The organism is Sulfurimonas sp. SWIR-19, assembly GCF_020410885.1.
GTDB classification, from domain to species: Bacteria; Campylobacterota; Campylobacteria; order Campylobacterales; family Sulfurimonadaceae; genus Sulfurimonas; species Sulfurimonas sediminis.
The window spans coordinates 1,485,949-1,503,390 of sequence record NZ_CP084578.1; the positions used below are offsets into that span (position 1 = coordinate 1,485,949).

12 protein-coding genes are annotated in these 17,442 nt (G+C 34.2%); 2 read left to right on the plus strand and 10 right to left on the minus strand.

The annotated features are described in order from the left end of the window. Both LCX93_RS07730 and flgH read right to left on the minus strand, forming a co-directional pair. On the minus strand, positions 1 to 1,416 hold the full coding sequence (locus tag LCX93_RS07730) for a hypothetical protein (RefSeq protein WP_226065631.1): 1,416 nt from the start codon (positions 1,414 to 1,416) through the stop codon (positions 1 to 3). Continuing rightward, on the minus strand, positions 1,391 to 2,113 hold the full coding sequence (flgH, locus tag LCX93_RS07735; protein ID WP_226065633.1) for a flagellar basal body L-ring protein FlgH: 723 nt from the start codon (positions 2,111 to 2,113) through the stop codon (positions 1,391 to 1,393). The genes LCX93_RS07730 and flgH overlap by 26 nt, the downstream gene beginning before the upstream one ends. A gap of 78 nt (positions 2,114 to 2,191) precedes the next feature. On the opposite strand from flgH, the gene LCX93_RS07740 reads away from it, so the two are divergent. After that, complete coding sequence (locus tag LCX93_RS07740) at positions 2,192 to 2,635, plus strand: GatB/YqeY domain-containing protein (protein WP_226065635.1); 444 nt, start codon at positions 2,192 to 2,194, stop codon at positions 2,633 to 2,635. A gap of 3 nt (positions 2,636 to 2,638) precedes the next feature. Here LCX93_RS07740 and LCX93_RS07745 read toward each other — a convergent pair whose 3' ends face one another. Beyond that, positions 2,639 to 5,683, minus strand: coding sequence for a MutS-related protein (locus LCX93_RS07745; protein ID WP_226065637.1), 3,045 nt, complete (start codon positions 5,681 to 5,683; stop codon positions 2,639 to 2,641). A gap of 187 nt (positions 5,684 to 5,870) precedes the next feature. On the opposite strand from LCX93_RS07745, the gene LCX93_RS07750 reads away from it, so the two are divergent. Beyond that, positions 5,871 to 6,947: a HupE/UreJ family protein gene (locus tag LCX93_RS07750; RefSeq protein WP_226065639.1), complete on the plus strand. Its 1,077-nt coding sequence runs from the start codon at positions 5,871 to 5,873 to the stop codon at positions 6,945 to 6,947. On the opposite strand, the gene LCX93_RS07755 is transcribed toward LCX93_RS07750, so the two are convergent. The 7 genes from LCX93_RS07755 to LCX93_RS07785 form a co-directional block, all read right to left on the minus strand. Beyond that, the gene (locus tag LCX93_RS07755) at positions 6,939 to 7,844 is read right to left on the minus strand and encodes a hypothetical protein (RefSeq protein WP_226065642.1); all 906 of its coding nucleotides are present in this window, start codon (positions 7,842 to 7,844) and stop codon (positions 6,939 to 6,941) included. The genes LCX93_RS07750 and LCX93_RS07755 overlap by 9 nt on opposite strands. Positions 7,845 to 7,917: 73 nt before the next feature. Further along, on the minus strand, positions 7,918 to 9,762 hold the full coding sequence (locus LCX93_RS07760; RefSeq protein WP_226065643.1) for a polysaccharide deacetylase family protein: 1,845 nt from the start codon (positions 9,760 to 9,762) through the stop codon (positions 7,918 to 7,920). Between the two features lie 4 nt (positions 9,763 to 9,766). Continuing rightward, the gene (locus LCX93_RS07765; protein ID WP_226065646.1) at positions 9,767 to 9,949 is read right to left on the minus strand and encodes a hypothetical protein; all 183 of its coding nucleotides are present in this window, start codon (positions 9,947 to 9,949) and stop codon (positions 9,767 to 9,769) included. After that, positions 9,946 to 11,262, minus strand: a complete 1,317-nt coding sequence (locus LCX93_RS07770) for a glycosyltransferase family 2 protein (protein ID WP_226065648.1) — start codon at positions 11,260 to 11,262, stop codon at positions 9,946 to 9,948. Before LCX93_RS07770 ends, LCX93_RS07765 begins: the two co-directional genes overlap by 4 nt. After that, on the minus strand, positions 11,262 to 14,771 hold the full coding sequence (locus LCX93_RS07775; RefSeq protein WP_226065650.1) for a tetratricopeptide repeat protein: 3,510 nt from the start codon (positions 14,769 to 14,771) through the stop codon (positions 11,262 to 11,264). Before LCX93_RS07775 ends, LCX93_RS07770 begins: the two co-directional genes overlap by 1 nt. Further along, positions 14,768 to 16,147, minus strand: a complete 1,380-nt coding sequence (locus tag LCX93_RS07780; RefSeq protein WP_226065652.1) for a hypothetical protein — start codon at positions 16,145 to 16,147, stop codon at positions 14,768 to 14,770. The genes LCX93_RS07775 and LCX93_RS07780 overlap by 4 nt, the downstream gene beginning before the upstream one ends. A 77-nt stretch (positions 16,148 to 16,224) precedes the next feature. After that, the gene (locus tag LCX93_RS07785) at positions 16,225 to 17,394 is read right to left on the minus strand and encodes a nucleotide sugar dehydrogenase (protein WP_226065654.1); all 1,170 of its coding nucleotides are present in this window, start codon (positions 17,392 to 17,394) and stop codon (positions 16,225 to 16,227) included. Positions 17,395 to 17,442: the final 48 nt, after the last annotated feature.

The window sequence follows — 17,442 nt, forward strand, 5'->3', positions numbered from 1 at the left end:
CTACTTTACATACACAAAACTCTCAGGCATGACAGATCTGTATTTTGGTATGGTTTCTCCCAAAGAAGCATTTATGTATGTCGGGTCTGCCACAACATATCTTTGACCTGACACCTCTACACTCTCCCCTGCCATAGGTACATGTAAAGCAGTACTCATATGATCTTTATACTTAACACCCACAATACCAATACCAAATAAATCTTTAACCAAACGGGCATACAATACAGCTCTGTCTTCGCAATCTGATTTTTCATAATAAAGCGTTTCCTCTGCAAACATAACTTTTTCTCTACCAAACTGTTCCTGGTCACGTTCATATATAAAAGCTTTTTGTACAAAATGCAGTACAAAATCCAAAGCTTCACTTGCTTTTTTGTTCTCAGTATATTTCTTGATATCACTTGCTATGTCTTTATATGTCTCATATTCCAAAGGTACATTGAAAAAAACTTTATATTCCACCTGAGGATATGTTTTCATAAAATCAATGAGATTTTGGTTATACCGATAAGAAAAAGTGTAAACTTTTCCATGTTCTTTGAAAGAAACAGTTTTTGTTTGGATTTTTTTTGCAAGGAGAGGAAGTGTTTTTAACGTAAAATCAAGCACTTTTGTTGCATTCGGATAATCATTTTTGTAAGTATAGACTTTGGCAATATTTTCTTTGTTATATTTAGAAATGACATAAAATTTTCTATTATCCAGGGTATAGTTTGGTGTAGAGTAGATCTTGCCTTTGACACTGTGAAGCAGAACTATATGTTTGTCTGCACCCAAAGCCACGCGGACCCTGTAGCCAAGCTTATTCAACAAGAACCAGCTCAACAACTTTTCATTATCCGGTCCAGGAAAAAGAGTATAGGAGAGTCTGTTTATTAAAAGATAGACTCCCCAGTCATTGAGATGCATCTCTTTACATGTATTCTCAATCTCATACAAAAGACCATCATAATCACTTGTCGCCACAACACTGAAAAAATTTTCAATCCCCTTTTGTGTTCTGGGGTAAAAGTTGGCGTTTTTTATTTTCTTATCAACATCAAATCCAAAAGTTGTTCCAAAAAATTCAAAAACTGTATTGTCAGCTTTTATTTTTTTTCCCTGTGGAGCGGATTTTTTCTCAGCAAAAGGTTTTATTTTTATTACTAAATTCGGACCGACACCTCGAACTTTTTTTTGATGCAATGCCGGCAAACTCTTTGGTTTTTTCTTTTTGTATAAGGGTGTTGAGATATACGCACTGTATTCTTCCCACTGCTGCTGAAGATATTTGTTGAATTCACTGTCTTTTTTATCTTTGAAGCTGTTAAAAGATCCCGTCTGCACCTTTTTAAACTCTGCAAAACTCCCTGCATATACAGAACTTAAAAAAAGCGCTGTAAGAAGACTAAAACGGCCAAATTGATTGAACAATTTTCGTCCCCCATCCCTGTTTTGTAGCACGATCCATATCTCCCTCAGTTTTATATAATATTTTTGCATCACTGATTTGTGTAGAGTTAATTCTGTTATATTGATCTATATCATATGGACGGATCACACCGCTTAACTGAATTATCTGCTTCTGGTCATCTATCAAAATTTCTCTTTTTCCGGAAATATAATAATTTCCGTTTTTTAAAATTTTTACAATTCTTGCCGAAATAGTTGTTGTAAAGCTTGCATCCTTTGTTGCACTTCCCGATCCCTTATAGTTACTGTTTGATGTAGAGTTAAAACCTACATTCGTAAATCCGTTCAAGTCTGCTACTTTGGAGTTTACAGCAGAATTGAGACCTGTGCTTGAAAACAATCCTCCTCCAAGTGTACTTGTATCAGCCTCTTGCAGCTGCTTTGTACCGGTATTTGAACTTTGTGCAGTTTCTGAAATAACTACAGTCACAATATCACTGACATGCATAGCCTTGTGATCTGAAAAAAGAGGATTTTCTCCCTGGCCAAATATACTGCCGGTAGAAGCAAAGGCCTGTTGTTCTTCTTTTGCAGGCATCTGTTCAACATAGGCAGGCGGTTCAAAATTTATCTCGGGATCAGTTAAGTTTGCTGTACATCCGCTAAAAAACACCACAACGCAGAGCAATACAAAAGCAGTCAATTTTATTTTTTTCATAAAGAGTTTTCCATTACATGTCTTAATTTTGTTATAATACTAGCAATTTCAGTTCCATAAAAACAAAGGATTTTACAAATGTCATTAAAAGAAACAATTAATCAAGATGTAAAAAATGCTATGAAAGCAAAAGATACAAAAAAAAGAGATGCGCTTCGTCTGCTGACAAGTGCTTTTAAACAGATAGAAGTCGATGAGCGAAAAGAGCTTAGTGATGAAGATGTCATAAAAATTATTCAGACACAGGTAAAACGCAGAAATGACGCGGCAAGCCAGTACAAAGATGCAGGTCGTGAAGATTTAATGCAAATAGAACTTGATGAAATTGCCTACTATGAAATCTATCTGCCAAAACAGCTCAGTGAGGAAGAACTGCAAAAAGAGGTAAAAGCCATCATAGAAAAAACAGGTGCTTCGAGCATGAAAGATATGGGAAAAGTTATGGGTATGGCAAGTAAAGAACTAGCCGGTCGTGCTGATGGCAAACGCATCAGTGATGCAGTCAAAAAAGCCTTGGCTTAGATCTTACCAGTCATCCAGGACGAAGCCCTTTGGCTCCTCTTGGTTGGCTTTTTCTACTTCGATATTTTCATTTATTTCAGGTGTAACAACTTTTTTTACTTCTGTTTTTTTCATCTGCTCTTCAAACTGCAATTCCAAACCTTTACTCGTCATGATAAAGCCGTTTACATGTAACTTGCCGTCGTGAATCTGCTTGTGATGATCTTTACACAAAGGTACAAGATTATGCTTGTTATCTTTGTGAAAATGTCCTATAAAACCTGCACCGTCAGCCAGTGATTTTTGCGATATATGATGCACATCTTCTGCCACCGCACCGCAGATAACACATTTGGTCACATAAAGCTCTTTGTTATACTTGGATTTTTTCTTCTTCACAAGCAGTTCAAGCTCATCATAATCATTGGCAAGACGTTTTCTGATGGCATTGGCATTTTCCAAAAATTCATTGTCCATATGGAGTGATTTTGCAAACTCCAGTCCATAGATACTGCTGCCACTTCCGGCCTGAAGCACACGGTTAAATATCAGCTTGTCATTTTCTTCATCATACTCCACACTTAAGTGCAAATCTACAACATTGTCAAGCGAGGTAATTTCATCCATCGTTGAGAGTTGATGCAGGTGAGTTGCAAACAAAAACAGACATCGGGTATGTGAGAGCTTCTGTATGGCTGCGGCGACAATGGCAACGCCTGAGAGCGTTTCTGTACCATGGCTTATCTCATCACCCAGAACAAGTGACTTTACAGTTGAACGGTTGAAAATATTTTTGAGTTCGAGCATCTCCACTGCAAAGGTAGAGAGCCCTTTTGCCAAATTGTCTTTTGAAACTATACGTGTAAAAAGAGAATCAAAAATGCTGAATTTCATCACCGCAGCACTCACAAAAAAACCTGACTGCGCCATAAGAACTGCGATGCCTATACTCTTCATCAAAGAAGATTTTCCGCTTGAATTTATACCGTATAAAAGGACTCCGTTGATGTCATGTCCGTCATGCACAGCCACATCAAGCATCACCGTTTTTGGATGCGGCAGATCCATATAGTCACGTTCTCCCATCACAATATCATTGGGAACATACAGCCCGCCCCGCTCCTGCACTTCTATCAGAGGGTGACGCAGCTGCATAATCTGCATAAAGTTTTCATCCTCTTTTGTATCCACTATCATCGGTCTTGAATGTTTGTACTCCTGTGCCACTTTTGAAGAACTCACACCTACATCCAAATCTGCCACATAGCTGATAACTCTGTCAAAAAGAAGAGAATAGCGTCGCTCAAACAGTGCCTGGAGCTGTATATAACGCTCTTTTACCAGCACAACAATTTTACGGCGGTTTTTCATAATATTGTCAGAGAGTTTATCGGTAAAAGCCGAAGTGATTTTGACATTGTTAGTCAGTTTTTTTACATTGAATTCTGCAAACTCTTCACGTTTTTTAAATTCACTCTCAATGAGAGAAAATCTGTTTTTACTCAAAGAGATGTAGTAGCCCTCTTTTTCTAAAAGTCCCAGGCTTACAAGCTTTGTCGAACTGTTGGCATTGACGCTGCTCAGCAGTGTCTCAATCTTGTGTATTATATCTTCAAAAGCAACCATCATAACGGCATTTTCTTTTACCAGAGTATCTATGGCTTCATCGACACCGCTCATCAAAAAGTTTTCATCTACCGTTGCATTGGTAAAACGCCGTGATATGTCCAAATCTATCGTTTTTGTTATATCACGAAGAAACTCTTCCACTTCGCTTTCATGAAAAGGTGTTTTTTGGATTTTATGTTTTTTGACATAGAGCATCAACTCTTTGACACTTACCATAGAGTCATACATGTGATTCATCTCAAACGGATGCAGCCTGCCGAGTCTTAAACGGCGTGCAAGCCTCTGTATATCATATACTCCCCGCATCATCTCATCCAAATACCTTACATGGGAAGAGACTCGTTCTATCAAATTGTACCGGCGTTCGAGTTCATCCTCTTCCATTATAGGGTTGAGCAATCTCTCTTTTAAGAGTCTTTTTCCGATAGCCGTCGCACTTTTGTCAAGCATTTTTAAAAGTGTGAACTCTTTTCTGTCTTTGGAAATAATGCCCATCTGCTCCAGTGCATTGTTGCCCAGATACATAAAACGACGATTGTCTATAATCCGCGGCATCGCCATCTTTTGTACGATGTGATAATCATGTTCTATCACAAAATCAATAAGAATCGCCAAAGCTTCCGTAATCATAGGCGAGCGTTCCAAATCCAAATGCTCTATGGGTGAAAGCAAAGATTGAATCTGATACACCTCTTTAAAAAGCTCGTTTTGATACTCTATTTTTGCCCGTTTGTTGTTCACAGAGTAGTGATAATGTTCTGGAATTTCCAAATACTGCATCACATGACGCTGGTCATCAATTCCATCTAAAAAAGTCACAACAATTTCACTGGTTCGATAAACATTCAAAAGGTTAAAAACCTCATCAAGCGCATACGCCGGATCTTCACTTGTCCCATGCGTTTCATACAACCAGGTTTTTCCCGTGGTTACATCTATAGCAGCATAACCAACCGTATAAATATCACGAAATTTGTCAATCAAAATAGAAACAATGTAGTTGTCATCGTTGTCAACAATATGTTCAAAGTTGGTACCCGGAGAGACTATTTGGGAGATATATCGGCTGATTTTGGGAGGATTGCCTTTTTGTTTGACGACTATAACCGTATACTTCTGTTCCTGAATCAAACGGTTTAAATAACGCTCAAAAGAGACCGCAGGCACTCCGGCAAGCAGAGGATTTTTTTCAGAATTGTCTATTATTTTTTTATTTTTTTTCGTCAGTTGTATGTTTAGAAGCTCGGCAATCTCTTTGGCTTTTCCAATCTGTTCTTCATCATTATTGACTTCATACACTTCAAAAAAAGTACCGATTTCCATAAAAACAACAGTGTCTTTGCCATATTTCTGTTCAAAAAACCGCTGCAAATCAAAATATATCTGCGTTAAAAGTTTCTCTTTAGTATTTAATATTTTATCAACTTCTGATGATTGCATGGAACTCTTTTTAAATGTTTTAGTTGTAGTGTGATTATAACATAAGTATAATTTAAAAATAAGTTGAAGCGCAGGAGAGGGAAAGTACAGTATAGCTCCAAAAATACTATGAATACTTATTTAATGATATAATATTTTAATATTTTTTTGGAGATTATTATGGTTGTCCTGTGTAGTATAGATAAAAATGCATAAAATTTTTCTCCCTCTGCTTCTTTTATTTTCCAGCCTGTATTCTCACCAGTTGAGAGAGAACTATCTTAAAATAAGCTACAATAAAAAAACACAGGAACTCTTTGTAAACATAGAGGTAGAAACACGACCCTTTGAGCAGGCATATGAAAACCTTTTGGATGATAACAAAAACGGCATTATTTCTTTTAAAGAACTCCGCCATCATCAAACATATCTTTTTTCCTATATCAAAAAACATTTTATACTGCAAGAAAGCAACAAAGCACTTTCACTTAAAGATGCCAAACTTACTTTTCATCGCTATAAAAATCAAACTTATTTAACAATCGAAAAAAAATTTATAAATATTAAGCTCGAACAGTTAGTTTTGCATTACAGCCTCTTTTTTAGTATTGAAAAAAACCATAAACTACTCTTACACCTTGATGATACCCGTGGTGATTATGTTTTAAGCAATAATGATAGAATATATAAATTTTCTTCTTATCCTATGACACAACTGCAGAGAATGTATATATTTACAAAAACAGGTTTTTCGCATATACTTGACGGACTTGACCATCTTCTTTTTATTTTAATGATACTCTTGCCCAGTATTATGAAAGGAATAAGACACTCTAGTATAGAAATCTTAAAAATCATCACTACATTTACCCTGGCTCACTCCCTCACTCTTTTCCTTTCTGCTACAGGAATTTTGAAAGTAAATACAACTTTTATTGAAAGTTCTATTGCTCTGAGTATCTTAATTGTCTCCTTGCTGAATTACTTTGGAGATTATAAACATATCAATAAAAAAATTGTTTTTTTATTTGGACTACTGCATGGTTTTGGTTTTGCAAATGTATTGGAGATAGCAGGAATCAAAGACAGACTCTCTTTTATTGTAGCACTTTTTGGATTTAATTTTGGAGTAGAATTGGGACAGCTGTTAGTTGTTTTATTTTATTTACCCCTTTTGTATCTTATTTCTATCTCTAAATATAAAACAAATGGCATAAAACTCATAGCACTCTTTGCAGCACTGATCTCCGGCTATTGGTTTATGCAAAGAGTTGGGTTAGTGTAGTTGATTATAGTACTTGAGTGATGGCTTAAGAGAACCGTCTTTTCGTAAGACACCAAAATACTCCTCTGCTTCATTAAAGTAACCAACATGTCCGGGATAGTCAAAATAATGAAAAGTACCAAACAGTATGAGTTTTGACTCCTGTTTCATTTTTGGAAGTAGTTGTTCAAACCGTCTGTATACACTCTCTTGTATCTGTTCCCCTGCATTTCCATATGAGGAAACTGCCAAATAAGCAAGCATAGTCGGTTTTTTATACTTCTTATGAAGATACCTGGCAAAGGAGCATGCTCTGTCCGCAGTTTTAAGAATCTCTTCTTTAGAGTTCCTTGTAACTGCCCTCATCTCTTGAAATGCAATAAAATCAGCCTCTTTTGCTGCTCGCTTGAGTGAGGGATCAAAAAGTCTCCACTCTTCTGGTTCACTTATCTTCTCATAATCACCGAAATCTCCGACACATGGGCCGACAAGTACTTGAGAATCTTTACGCATTATCTTGTAACTTTTTAAAAAAACATCATTCATTCCATCCCATTTCTCAGTACCACTCATATTATACTCAGGATTTAAAACAACTATTTTCTGTCCATCAAGTTTTTTCAAATAATTTAAAAATTTTCTCAGTGCAACAAAATACTCTTTTTTATTCTTCTTGATATACTCTATGCAAATATCATCTCCAAACCAATAAAATATAAATACAGGAGTATACCCCTTGTCAATTATCTTTTCTTGTGTCGTTTGCACATCATACCAGTCTTCATCCCAGTCTTTTGTTATCCATATGCTCACTGCATTTACATTAGCTGATTTTTTAGATAAAACTTCTGTTATATTTACATTTATTTTCCTGGGTTCTTCATCTTTGAAAGTATATAAACTTTCATATTTACTCACATCATACCCACCTGCACTAATAAGCATATCAGCAGATAAGGACAGTGTGAAAACAACCAGGAAACTAAATATTTTATTCATAGTCTAAAAAGAGTACTAATTGGCTTTGCGGCTCTATTGAGTGTATTACAAGTTCATACCTGTCAAATGAAACCTGTTCCAAATTTGTTTTTATTCCCATAATTTCACTTTGAATACTTACTATTTTTATATTCGGATCTACAAAAAGCATATAGTGCATATCCTTTATAGTTTCCCGGTTATAATTGTCTATTGTCAAAATAATTTTCTTCGTTGTTTGGATACTGCTTAAAGATAAGTTCATACTTTGCCTGACTCTTTTTTGCAGCATCTCTCCGTTCATCGGTCTCATCTCTTCTTGTGTGTTTACATATTTAAAAAAATTATCTAAAATATTTATATTCGTTGAAAAGCTCATTAGGTGAGAGTGTGCACTCATGGTATAAATCCCATTTAGGCTTGTTAAAAGATTTGCTTCATTTTTCATTTGAGTGAGTATCTGAGATGCATTCCAGTCTAAATTAATAAGATAGGAATAATCATCTGTACCATGCCGAGGGATTATCATAATATTATCTTTCATATATGGCAACAATCTATTTTCTGCCTCTGTTAGTATATATTCATAACCGGCCTCTTTCAACAGTTGAATCATTTTCTCATCTATCTCTTCTCTTGGTGGTCTAAATCCTACAATAGGCTTCTTCGTCAAAGAATATAATAATTTTTTGGAGCCTATAGTCTCTCGTTTATAAACACTGTCACCCTCGCCTACGATCTTTTTGTGTGTATAACTATGAGAACCTATTTCCATTAATTCACTTTTTGCCACCTTAGCCATTAATTCCGGATATTTTTGTGCTAAACTGGCTACACAAAATGCAGTAACCGGAAAATCATTTTTTATTGATATATTATAAAACTGTTCTAAATTTTCAAACTTATACTCCGTATCTTCGGAAACAAAAATACTGTTTTTTGCATCTATATAAGGAAACGGAACTGTAATAACATCCTTGTCTAAATACTCCAGCATACCCTTAAATAACTTTTTGTATAGTTTTTGGCTGCTTCCCATAAATACATAACTCGGAAAGCTGAAATATACCCACTTCCCTTTTTCTTTGTAACCATGCCAAATCAATCCACTTTGTTCTTTGGTCAGTTGGGTATCTTCATCTAGCATTGAATAGTTATTTTGCGCCCAAGTCGTTAGATAGGCATCAGCTACAAGATTTTTACTGTTAAACACAGGCAGAGGGTCATAAACAATCATATCCAGTCCAACACCACCTTTAATATATTTGGAAATTGGTGATAAGATTTTCATAGTTAAATGACTGCTGTCAGTAGTTGCATTTTCATCATATTTAATACTCTGAATCTTGCTGTCAAGTGCTAACCCCGCAATTTTCTTGACTAAATTTGTCTCTTGATACCGCAGAGAACTGTCCAAAAAACCACTTGTATAGTTAAAAATAATTTTTCCGCCATTTGTTACAAAAGTTGTTATCTCTCGTATCTCATCCTGATTTAAGGCCATTGCATCAAAAACGACAAGTTTGGAAGTATCAGGAAGCTCTTTTAATTTCTTTGTTGCTATGTTTTCAGAAGAATACCCGTACTCAGAGGCAAGAGTTTTAAAGTATTCTAATCTTTGTTGATACTCTTCATAATTCATTTGATATCTGTCATACATATTTTTCAAGGAATCTGATTCCAGGAAATAGAGTTTTTTGGTATTAAAACCATTACTTAAAAAACTATTTGAATAATAGTTTTGAATTAGGTAAAGACTGGAATATGCTAAGACCATCACTAAAAGAAGTAACGTTACTAAAAGTTTTAATCCATAAAAATCATTCACTTTGGTATTCATCTGCAGTATCTTTTGCATAATTTTAATTTTTTGTAAAGAACAATAACTCGCCATGTTCTTTTTCCCTTGCATCTTCGTATGTTAAATCGTCAATGTTTTTTTTTCTTTCTCTGGCTTTATATAAAAAATATGCTATCACCCCGAATACCATGGTCAACAATGTAATCGCTAAAATTAAAAATGATAAAAATGATAATAAATTCATCCTATTCTTCCTTTTCTTGTAAGTTTTCCCCAACCCATTTCAATATTAAACCACTCTTCAATTGTAGCAAATATTTTCGCAATATTAATGACTGTAATAAAAACAAGTCTGTATATCGTTGAGTATGCTGCCAAAGACAGGTTTTCTTTTGTAAGCAATAAACAGTAGATTGCACCTGCAACATCAAGCACAGTAAACATTATCCACCAAAAAAGCAACAGTTGACTTGCTCCGGTTGAGAGTGCAAGATAAATCATAAATAAATCGCCCCATACTTGCATAAAAGGCCAGAATACTGACTCAAAAAGCATGTACCACATTACAAATGAGATGGAAAAGTTTTTTTTAGGATGCCACAAATAATGTTTTTTCTTTTTTATTGCCTGCAAAATCCCTCTTGTCCAACGATAACGTTGCTTTAATAAATCCAATAAATTTTCTGGTGCCTCAGTATGGGCCATTGCATCCGGTTCAAAATCAACTTTATATCCCTTTGCTAAAAGGGATAGAGTCAAATCACAATCCTCAGCAAAGGTATCATGAGCGTAGTAGCCGACCTGTTGTATTGCCTCTTTTCGAAACATACCTAATGGCCCTGGAATAATATTTACAAGTTTTAAGAAAGCTTGTCCGTTTTTAACCATGTTCAGACCTTGAATATACTCTAAAGATTGTAATTTTGTCAAAAGTGAATTTGTATTTACAACACTGACACTGCCGGCAACCGCTGCAATCTGGGGATCACTGAAATGTTGTACCAAAAGTTCAATCGCAGAAGGATCTAATTTTGAATCTGCATCAACACAGCAGATCAAACTTCCTCTTGCCTTTTCTATACCAAAGTTTAAAGCACGTGACTTTCCGCCATTGGGTTTTGAAAAAACCTTCAGACGTCTTAATCCATCATCAAATTCAAAAACCTTTGCAAGAGCATAGGTTCTGTCTTTGCTTCCATCATCTATCACTAAAATTTCTATATTTTCATATGTTTGATTCAGAATACTTTTTAAGGAATGTACAATAACCTCTTGCTCGTTATAACAGGGAACAATTACAGAAACTGCTTGCGAAGCATGCATTGTTTCATCTTCGTCTGCACTTCTGCGAATTGTTTGTAAAATTGAAAAAAACATAAGCAAGAGATAACGAATAATAATAATCAAAGTAAAAACAAAAATAAGAATGACACCAAAACGTATAAAAACATTTGATGTCCTGATGTAAATCTGCTGTAAACTCTCAACACTATAGTAAGTCAGTATTAAAGCACCCAGCATAAACAAAATAAAAAGAATTTTCTGAATAATCTTCATTACCATGAGTATCCTAGATTAGCTTTACATTCTGTAAATTCATAGGTTGTATTTGCAGCACTTCTTAGACTATTATTATATAAACAGCCAACAATATAGGAGAGGTTCTCCACAGGATTTCCAAATAACCAAACACCATATTTATACGGTATGGAATTACCACTCATGGAAGTTCCTGCACCCATACTGCCTCTTATACCTAGATACTTGGAAAATCTATATTCCGGATCAATCCGAATCATTGTAATATCATCAAAAACAGGCGAGTAAAAATCATTTTGCTGTTTTGTATGCGCAGTATAATAACCATCTATATAGAGTCGATATCTCAATTTTTGTGTTAAAAATTTTCCAGTAAGAAAATTCCATTCAAACTGCGCTGTAACAGCTAAATCTCCGTTACTGTAATTATCCGCTGCCAGACCGGCCCATAAACTGGTGTTATTATCCATTGCCAAATAGTCTTCAAGACTAAAATGGTCTGAAAAAATCTGTTTTTCATAGGCTGAAAGAAAATATGTATAAAAGAGTGCATTTTGTCGTGTATACTGCAAAATATACTCATGCTTTTTATATTTATTTTTATACTCCACCAAAGGAACAAACTCTGAAAAATCATCATATATATTCATGCCTAAACGAATTTTAAAATGTTTATACAGTGCGGAAATTCCAAAACGTTTGCCGTTGTACTTATTTCTTCCCTCTTGTTCGATAGAGAACAGACCGCCATCCACACCTAAACCAAAATTATTTTTAAAAAAATATCTTTCATAAAACAGATCAACAGATTGAAATTTCACCTTCTCACTATCTGAAAAAGAGAACCACTCTGCTCTTGCAATATTTTGTGAACCTGGACTAAAAGAGGGATCAATAAGAGTCTTTAGCAAGATGTCTTTCGTTTGTGATTTTGCAATAATGTCATTAAAAGTATATTGTCTGGGTTTAAAATGTTTACGAAGTCCTGGAGCCAGAATTATATCTTTGTGATGTGTTGCAGATTCAGCAATAGTTTTTACATTTGTTTGTGTTGATACCAAAGAAGTTGTATCTACTTTTTTTTTTACATCCTTAGTGCTGACAAATGGCACTTTTTGAAGATTTTCAATCTCTTTTATATTCTCTTTTATGAAAGGATTTAAAATATACGCTTTCTTGTACTTCGCTTTCTTCCATGTCTCTTTGATAATTTTACATTCTGTTTGTGACGGATCACATACAATTTTTAATGTTTTATATCCCTTGTCTGTCTTTTTATTTGTTGTATACTGCTGAAAAAACCGTATCTGATACGTATTGTTGCTATCAGCTATATTTTTATATACAGGGTCATAAACCCCTACCGAAATAAAATTGACATTTGAAAATATTGCCTGCTTTTTATATGCCCATTTTGTGCTTTTTGTAAATTTTTTTGTATAATTTTTAGAATACTTTTCATAGTTCAAAGATTCCCAGTCTTTTTTCCAAGATTGTAAAAATTCATTTAACTCTGGAGTTATTTTTTTATATGAATTTTTTTCAAGTTCTTTAAACAGTTTTTTTGCTTTTTTGTATTTTTTATTTCGCATCAAATTATATGCATAGTGGTATTTCACCTCATCCGAGTTGACGCTCCATCGCATTAAGGCAAACTCTCCCTCGGCTTTACCATATTCACCCGCATTTTCAAGAGCAAATGCATATCTGTACCGTGCTTTATGATTCTGAGGATTTGTCTGCAAATAGTTTTCATAATACATTAAGGCAGCTTTGTAGTGTCCGTTAAAGTAAAGTGAATCAGCTATTTCCAGCTGCTTTGAACCAAGTGAATCAAAATACATACCAATAGTCGCACCACTGTTACTTGTAGTAAAACGTGGAGAAATTTTGAGTATTGCAGCCTTTAGCTTCAGTGCTTCAAGATTCTCTGGTTCCCTGCTTAACAGTCTGTCAAGTACATCTAGTGCCTCTTTTGAAAAACCACTCCAGTAGTAATTTTGAGCAAGTAAAATCGTACTTTTTGCATTGTCTTTTTTTGCACTGTAAAATTCTAAATACCCAAAACCCTGATAATATTCTTTGTTTTCTATCAGTAAAAGTGCCAAGTTTTTTGTTGCTTCTAAATCAATCGGATTTGTATCAACATAAATCTTTAAATATTTAATAGCCTGTTTTCTATTTTTTGTCAGTGCATAAAGCTCTGCCAGGCGTTTGATATCACTGGATTTGTGCATGTTTTTTACCTTAGCCTTATAAAGTAAAATAAGTGCCTTATAGTTGTGGTTTAACTCTATCAATGCTTCTTTAACATCTTTTTGGCCAGGTTTTTCTTTTGAAAGTTCCAAAAACAGTTTTTTTGCTGCCTTATTCTCTTTTGCCCACATTAAGAGAAAAGCCTTTGCTTTTCTTGCCTCATAAAGTGTTTTAGGATTTCGTGAGTACTTGATAACCTCAGTAAGTGCTGTTTTCCCTTTTTTGAATTTATGTTCCCAAGAGTAAATTTTTCCTCTCATCAGTTTTGCTTCCAAATTATTACGTAGAAAATCATTTTCAAGAATTTTCAGTGCCTTGTCATTTTCATTGTTCCATGTACGATACTTTGCTTCTAAAAGTAAAGAGTTCTCTGAAGCCCTTTTATTATTATATTTTTCCAGTACATCAAATGTTTCTTCTATATTTCCTTCCGCATACAATGCTATAATATAATTCTCAAGAGAAACATCATTTTCATTCTCTTCAAACTCTTTTTTTCGTTTCAGCAAATAACTGCTCTTAAGTGTAACAAGCTTTTTTTTCAATCGAATCAAATCTTTATTTCTTGGATATTTGTTATACAAAGAGTTATAAAGTTCTTGTGCATTTGCAAGGCGACCCAGGTAGATATTACTCTCGATAAGCTTAAGAGCATAGTTTAAATCATAGCTAGAGGCATACAACTGTTGGTAAAAACGTATTGCACAAGTGTATTTACCTGTGTAAAAACATATATCAGCACGAATTTTTGCTTCATCAATATTTTTTTTTGATTCTAATCTCTCTAATGCTTTTTTGCTCTTTTTATACTGCTCACTCCAAAGATATATATATGCAGCTTTCACATGAAAGGAATCATTAAGTAAATGCTTGCTGTTAAGGTAAGCTTCATAAAGTCGTGTATAGGCTTTATAATTTTTCGCATCATAAAAATCTTGCAGTTTTTGTTCTACTGGTTTTTGTTTTACTGAACCTTCTGGAGACAACTCACGTAAAACTTCACGAGCCTCCATCTTTTTAATAACAAATGCTTTTAAATAATTTGCCATGTCATTCTGAGCATCTTGCGCCAATACTTCATCAAGAAGCTCTAATGCCTTTAAATTATTTCCTTTTTTTTGATAATACTTTGCAAGCAGTATTCTCTCTTTAATAACACCAGAATTATCTTGTATAATATTCTCTAATGTAGCTATATCCAGTTCTATTGCTTGCAGAGAAGAAGAGAAAAGAAATTGCAAGAGGCATAATATGAGAAAAAACTTTATCATTTAAAACACTCTTCAATTTTTGTCTGTTTCGTAGGCTCCCAGATAGATTCCAATTCAAGATTTTCATATTTTTTTTCTATGTGTTTCACATCTTTTGGCATTGTAGAGAGTGCCAAATAGTAAAGCTTATCATCTGTTTGATAGATATAATCATGTTTACGGCTGATTTTATCTATCTTTTCTCTCTTCGGGGCTGTTTTAAAAAGAAAAAGTGTAAAGAAAATGGATTTATCAAGACACTCTAAAGCTAATGTTTTTAGCTCTGCCAAACTCTCCATAATATTTTTATATTTTGTTAAAGTTAGTAACTCATTAGAGTAAAACGGTACTTTTGCTGCCTTTTGCAATGCTAAAATCAAGATGTCTAAAGAAAAGTTATTGGAAAAAAGCTCATCGCATCCACAATGATAGGCTTCCTGTATATCCTCTGCCCGTACAAAATCTTGATCAAGTATGGCAATAATCGGTGAATCTTTCAATTGCGTTTTTATAGATGTCACTGTTTCTAAATTAGCTCTTGTTCGTTTCATCATCACTATCACAAGATCGGGACGTATGAAAATTTCCTGGAGCATTGTTTGAAGAGAGTCAGCATGCTTAATGATGAATTTTTCTCTGTTAAAAATATATTCGCACACTTTACTTAAGCTATCATCTGTTTGATCTAGCTGTGCGATAAGAATAGTTTTTGTTCTCTCTGTTGCTTCTTCATGGGATTCTTTATAATAGTGCAGTAAAAAAGTTTCATTCTTGATTCCAAAAATCATATATGGATGTTCTTTGTTATGCAGAATATCTTTAATGTTTATAATTCTTTCATTTTTTTCATTCGCAGAAATTGAAATAACAACATCACTGAACTCGTCTGCCACATGCTGTACATATTCATAATTTTCATGTTTGTTATTGGTTAAAAAAAAGATTTTCTTATCATATTCTGATACAAGTTTGATAAGTGCTTTATAAATATTATCAATTTCATAACGGTCTTGAAATTCAAAATACTCTTCAAAACGATGAATGATGATAATCTTTTCTTCAGAAGTAGCAATGAGATGCTCTAATTCTTTATGAAAAAAAGAAAACCCATAACGTTGCTTCAAGGTGTGCCAATCCTCTTTGAGATAGTAGGGTGTAAATATTTTTTGAATATCTTCAAATTGTATGAATTGTTTTTCCAAAGAGTTCATTCTGCGCTGAAACAGAAAACTCTCTTGAGAGGTAAAAAGCAATGCTTTTTCCTTAAAAAAGGAGTTTACCAAATATGTCACAAAAGTCATTTTTCCTATTTTTGCACTACTGTCAATAATATAGCTAGTAGCATCAAATATTTTTAAAAAACTTTCCTGGTCTTTATGCTTCGTTATTTCAATCACTTATAATATCCTATTGTACTTCAACATGAAAAAATTAGATTTACCCTGTTAACATAATAACATAAAAACAATTTTTTTTAACTGTCACTATTAAATATGTCTCGAGTATAAACCTTTTCTTCCACATCTTTGAGGCTGGCATCCATTCTGTTGGCAACGATTGTGTCGCTTAACTCTTTAAACTTTTGAAGATTATTTATGACCAAAGAATTAAAAAACCGAGCTTCTTTCATCACTGGTTCGTATATAATGACTTCAACCCCTTTGGCTTTTAGACGTTTCATAATTCCCTGTATTGCAGAACTTCGAAAATTATCAGAGCCAGACTTCATCACTAGTCTGTAAATCCCTACACATTTAGGATTTTTCCTTAAAATAGACTCTGTAATAAAATCTTTTCTGGTAGCATTTGCATTCACTATGGCCTGTATAATATTACAAGGTACATTTTTGTAGTTTGCCAATAACTGTTTTGTATCTTTTGGCAAACAGTATCCACCGTATCCAAAACTGGGATTATTGTAGTGCATTCCTATTCTGGGATCCAGTCCGATTCCCTTTATAATCTGCTCTGTATCCAAACCATAAGACTCGGCATAAGAGTCAAGCTCATTAAAATAGGCGACTCTCATTGCCAGATAGGTATTGGCAAACAGTTTAATTGCTTCTGCCTCTGTTGAATCTGTAAACAATATCTCTATATCTTTTTTCAAAGCTCCCTGTGCCAGTAGATTTGCAAAAATCCTAGCCCGTTCACTCTTTTCTCCGACAATAATCCGGCTTGGATACAGGTTGTCATATAGAGCTTTCCCTTCCCTTAGAAATTCTGGTGAAAAAAACACATTGTCTGTTTGAAATTTTTTTCTTAACTTTTCGGTATAACCGACAGGTACAGTAGATTTTATAACAACGACAGCCTCACTGTTTATGCTAAGAATATCCTTCATAACATGTTCTATACTATCGGTATTAAAGTAATTTGTTTTAGTGTCATAATCTGTCGGGGTTGCAATAATAATATAATCAGCATTTTTATAGGCCTCTTCTTTATCAAGAGTTGCTCTAAAATTTAAATCTTCTCTTGCAAGATACTCTTGAATCTCCTTATCTTCAATAGGAGAAATTCTTTTTTGCAGCATTTGTACTTTTTTGGAAACTATATCTAATGCTACTACCTCATTGTTTTGTGCCAGTAAAACACCGTTAGAGAGCCCGACATATCCTGTTCCGGCGATAGCAATTTTCATAATGTTGTTCCTTTTTATAGAGTACGTTAACAGAACTTGATAAATATG

What these genes read in the sequence shown, in the direction of transcription:
- LCX93_RS07745 (WP_226065637.1), bottom strand. Translation starts at nt 5,683, where the DNA reads ATGCAATCATCAGAAGTTGATAAAATATTAAATACTAAAGAGAAACTT.
- LCX93_RS07740 (WP_226065635.1), top strand. Translation starts at nt 2,192, where the DNA reads ATGTCATTAAAAGAAACAATTAATCAAGATGTAAAAAATGCTATGAAA.
- LCX93_RS07770 (WP_226065648.1), bottom strand. Translation starts at nt 11,262, where the DNA reads ATGAAGATTATTCAGAAAATTCTTTTTATTTTGTTTATGCTGGGTGCT.
- LCX93_RS07765 (WP_226065646.1), bottom strand. Translation starts at nt 9,949, where the DNA reads ATGAATTTATTATCATTTTTATCATTTTTAATTTTAGCGATTACATTG.
- LCX93_RS07760 (WP_226065643.1), bottom strand. Translation starts at nt 9,762, where the DNA reads ATGCAAAAGATACTGCAGATGAATACCAAAGTGAATGATTTTTATGGA.
- flgH (WP_226065633.1), bottom strand. Translation starts at nt 2,113, where the DNA reads ATGAAAAAAATAAAATTGACTGCTTTTGTATTGCTCTGCGTTGTGGTG.
- LCX93_RS07750 (WP_226065639.1), top strand. Translation starts at nt 5,871, where the DNA reads ATGCATAAAATTTTTCTCCCTCTGCTTCTTTTATTTTCCAGCCTGTAT.
- LCX93_RS07785 (WP_226065654.1), bottom strand. Translation starts at nt 17,394, where the DNA reads ATGAAAATTGCTATCGCCGGAACAGGATATGTCGGGCTCTCTAACGGT.
- LCX93_RS07775 (WP_226065650.1), bottom strand. Translation starts at nt 14,771, where the DNA reads ATGATAAAGTTTTTTCTCATATTATGCCTCTTGCAATTTCTTTTCTCT.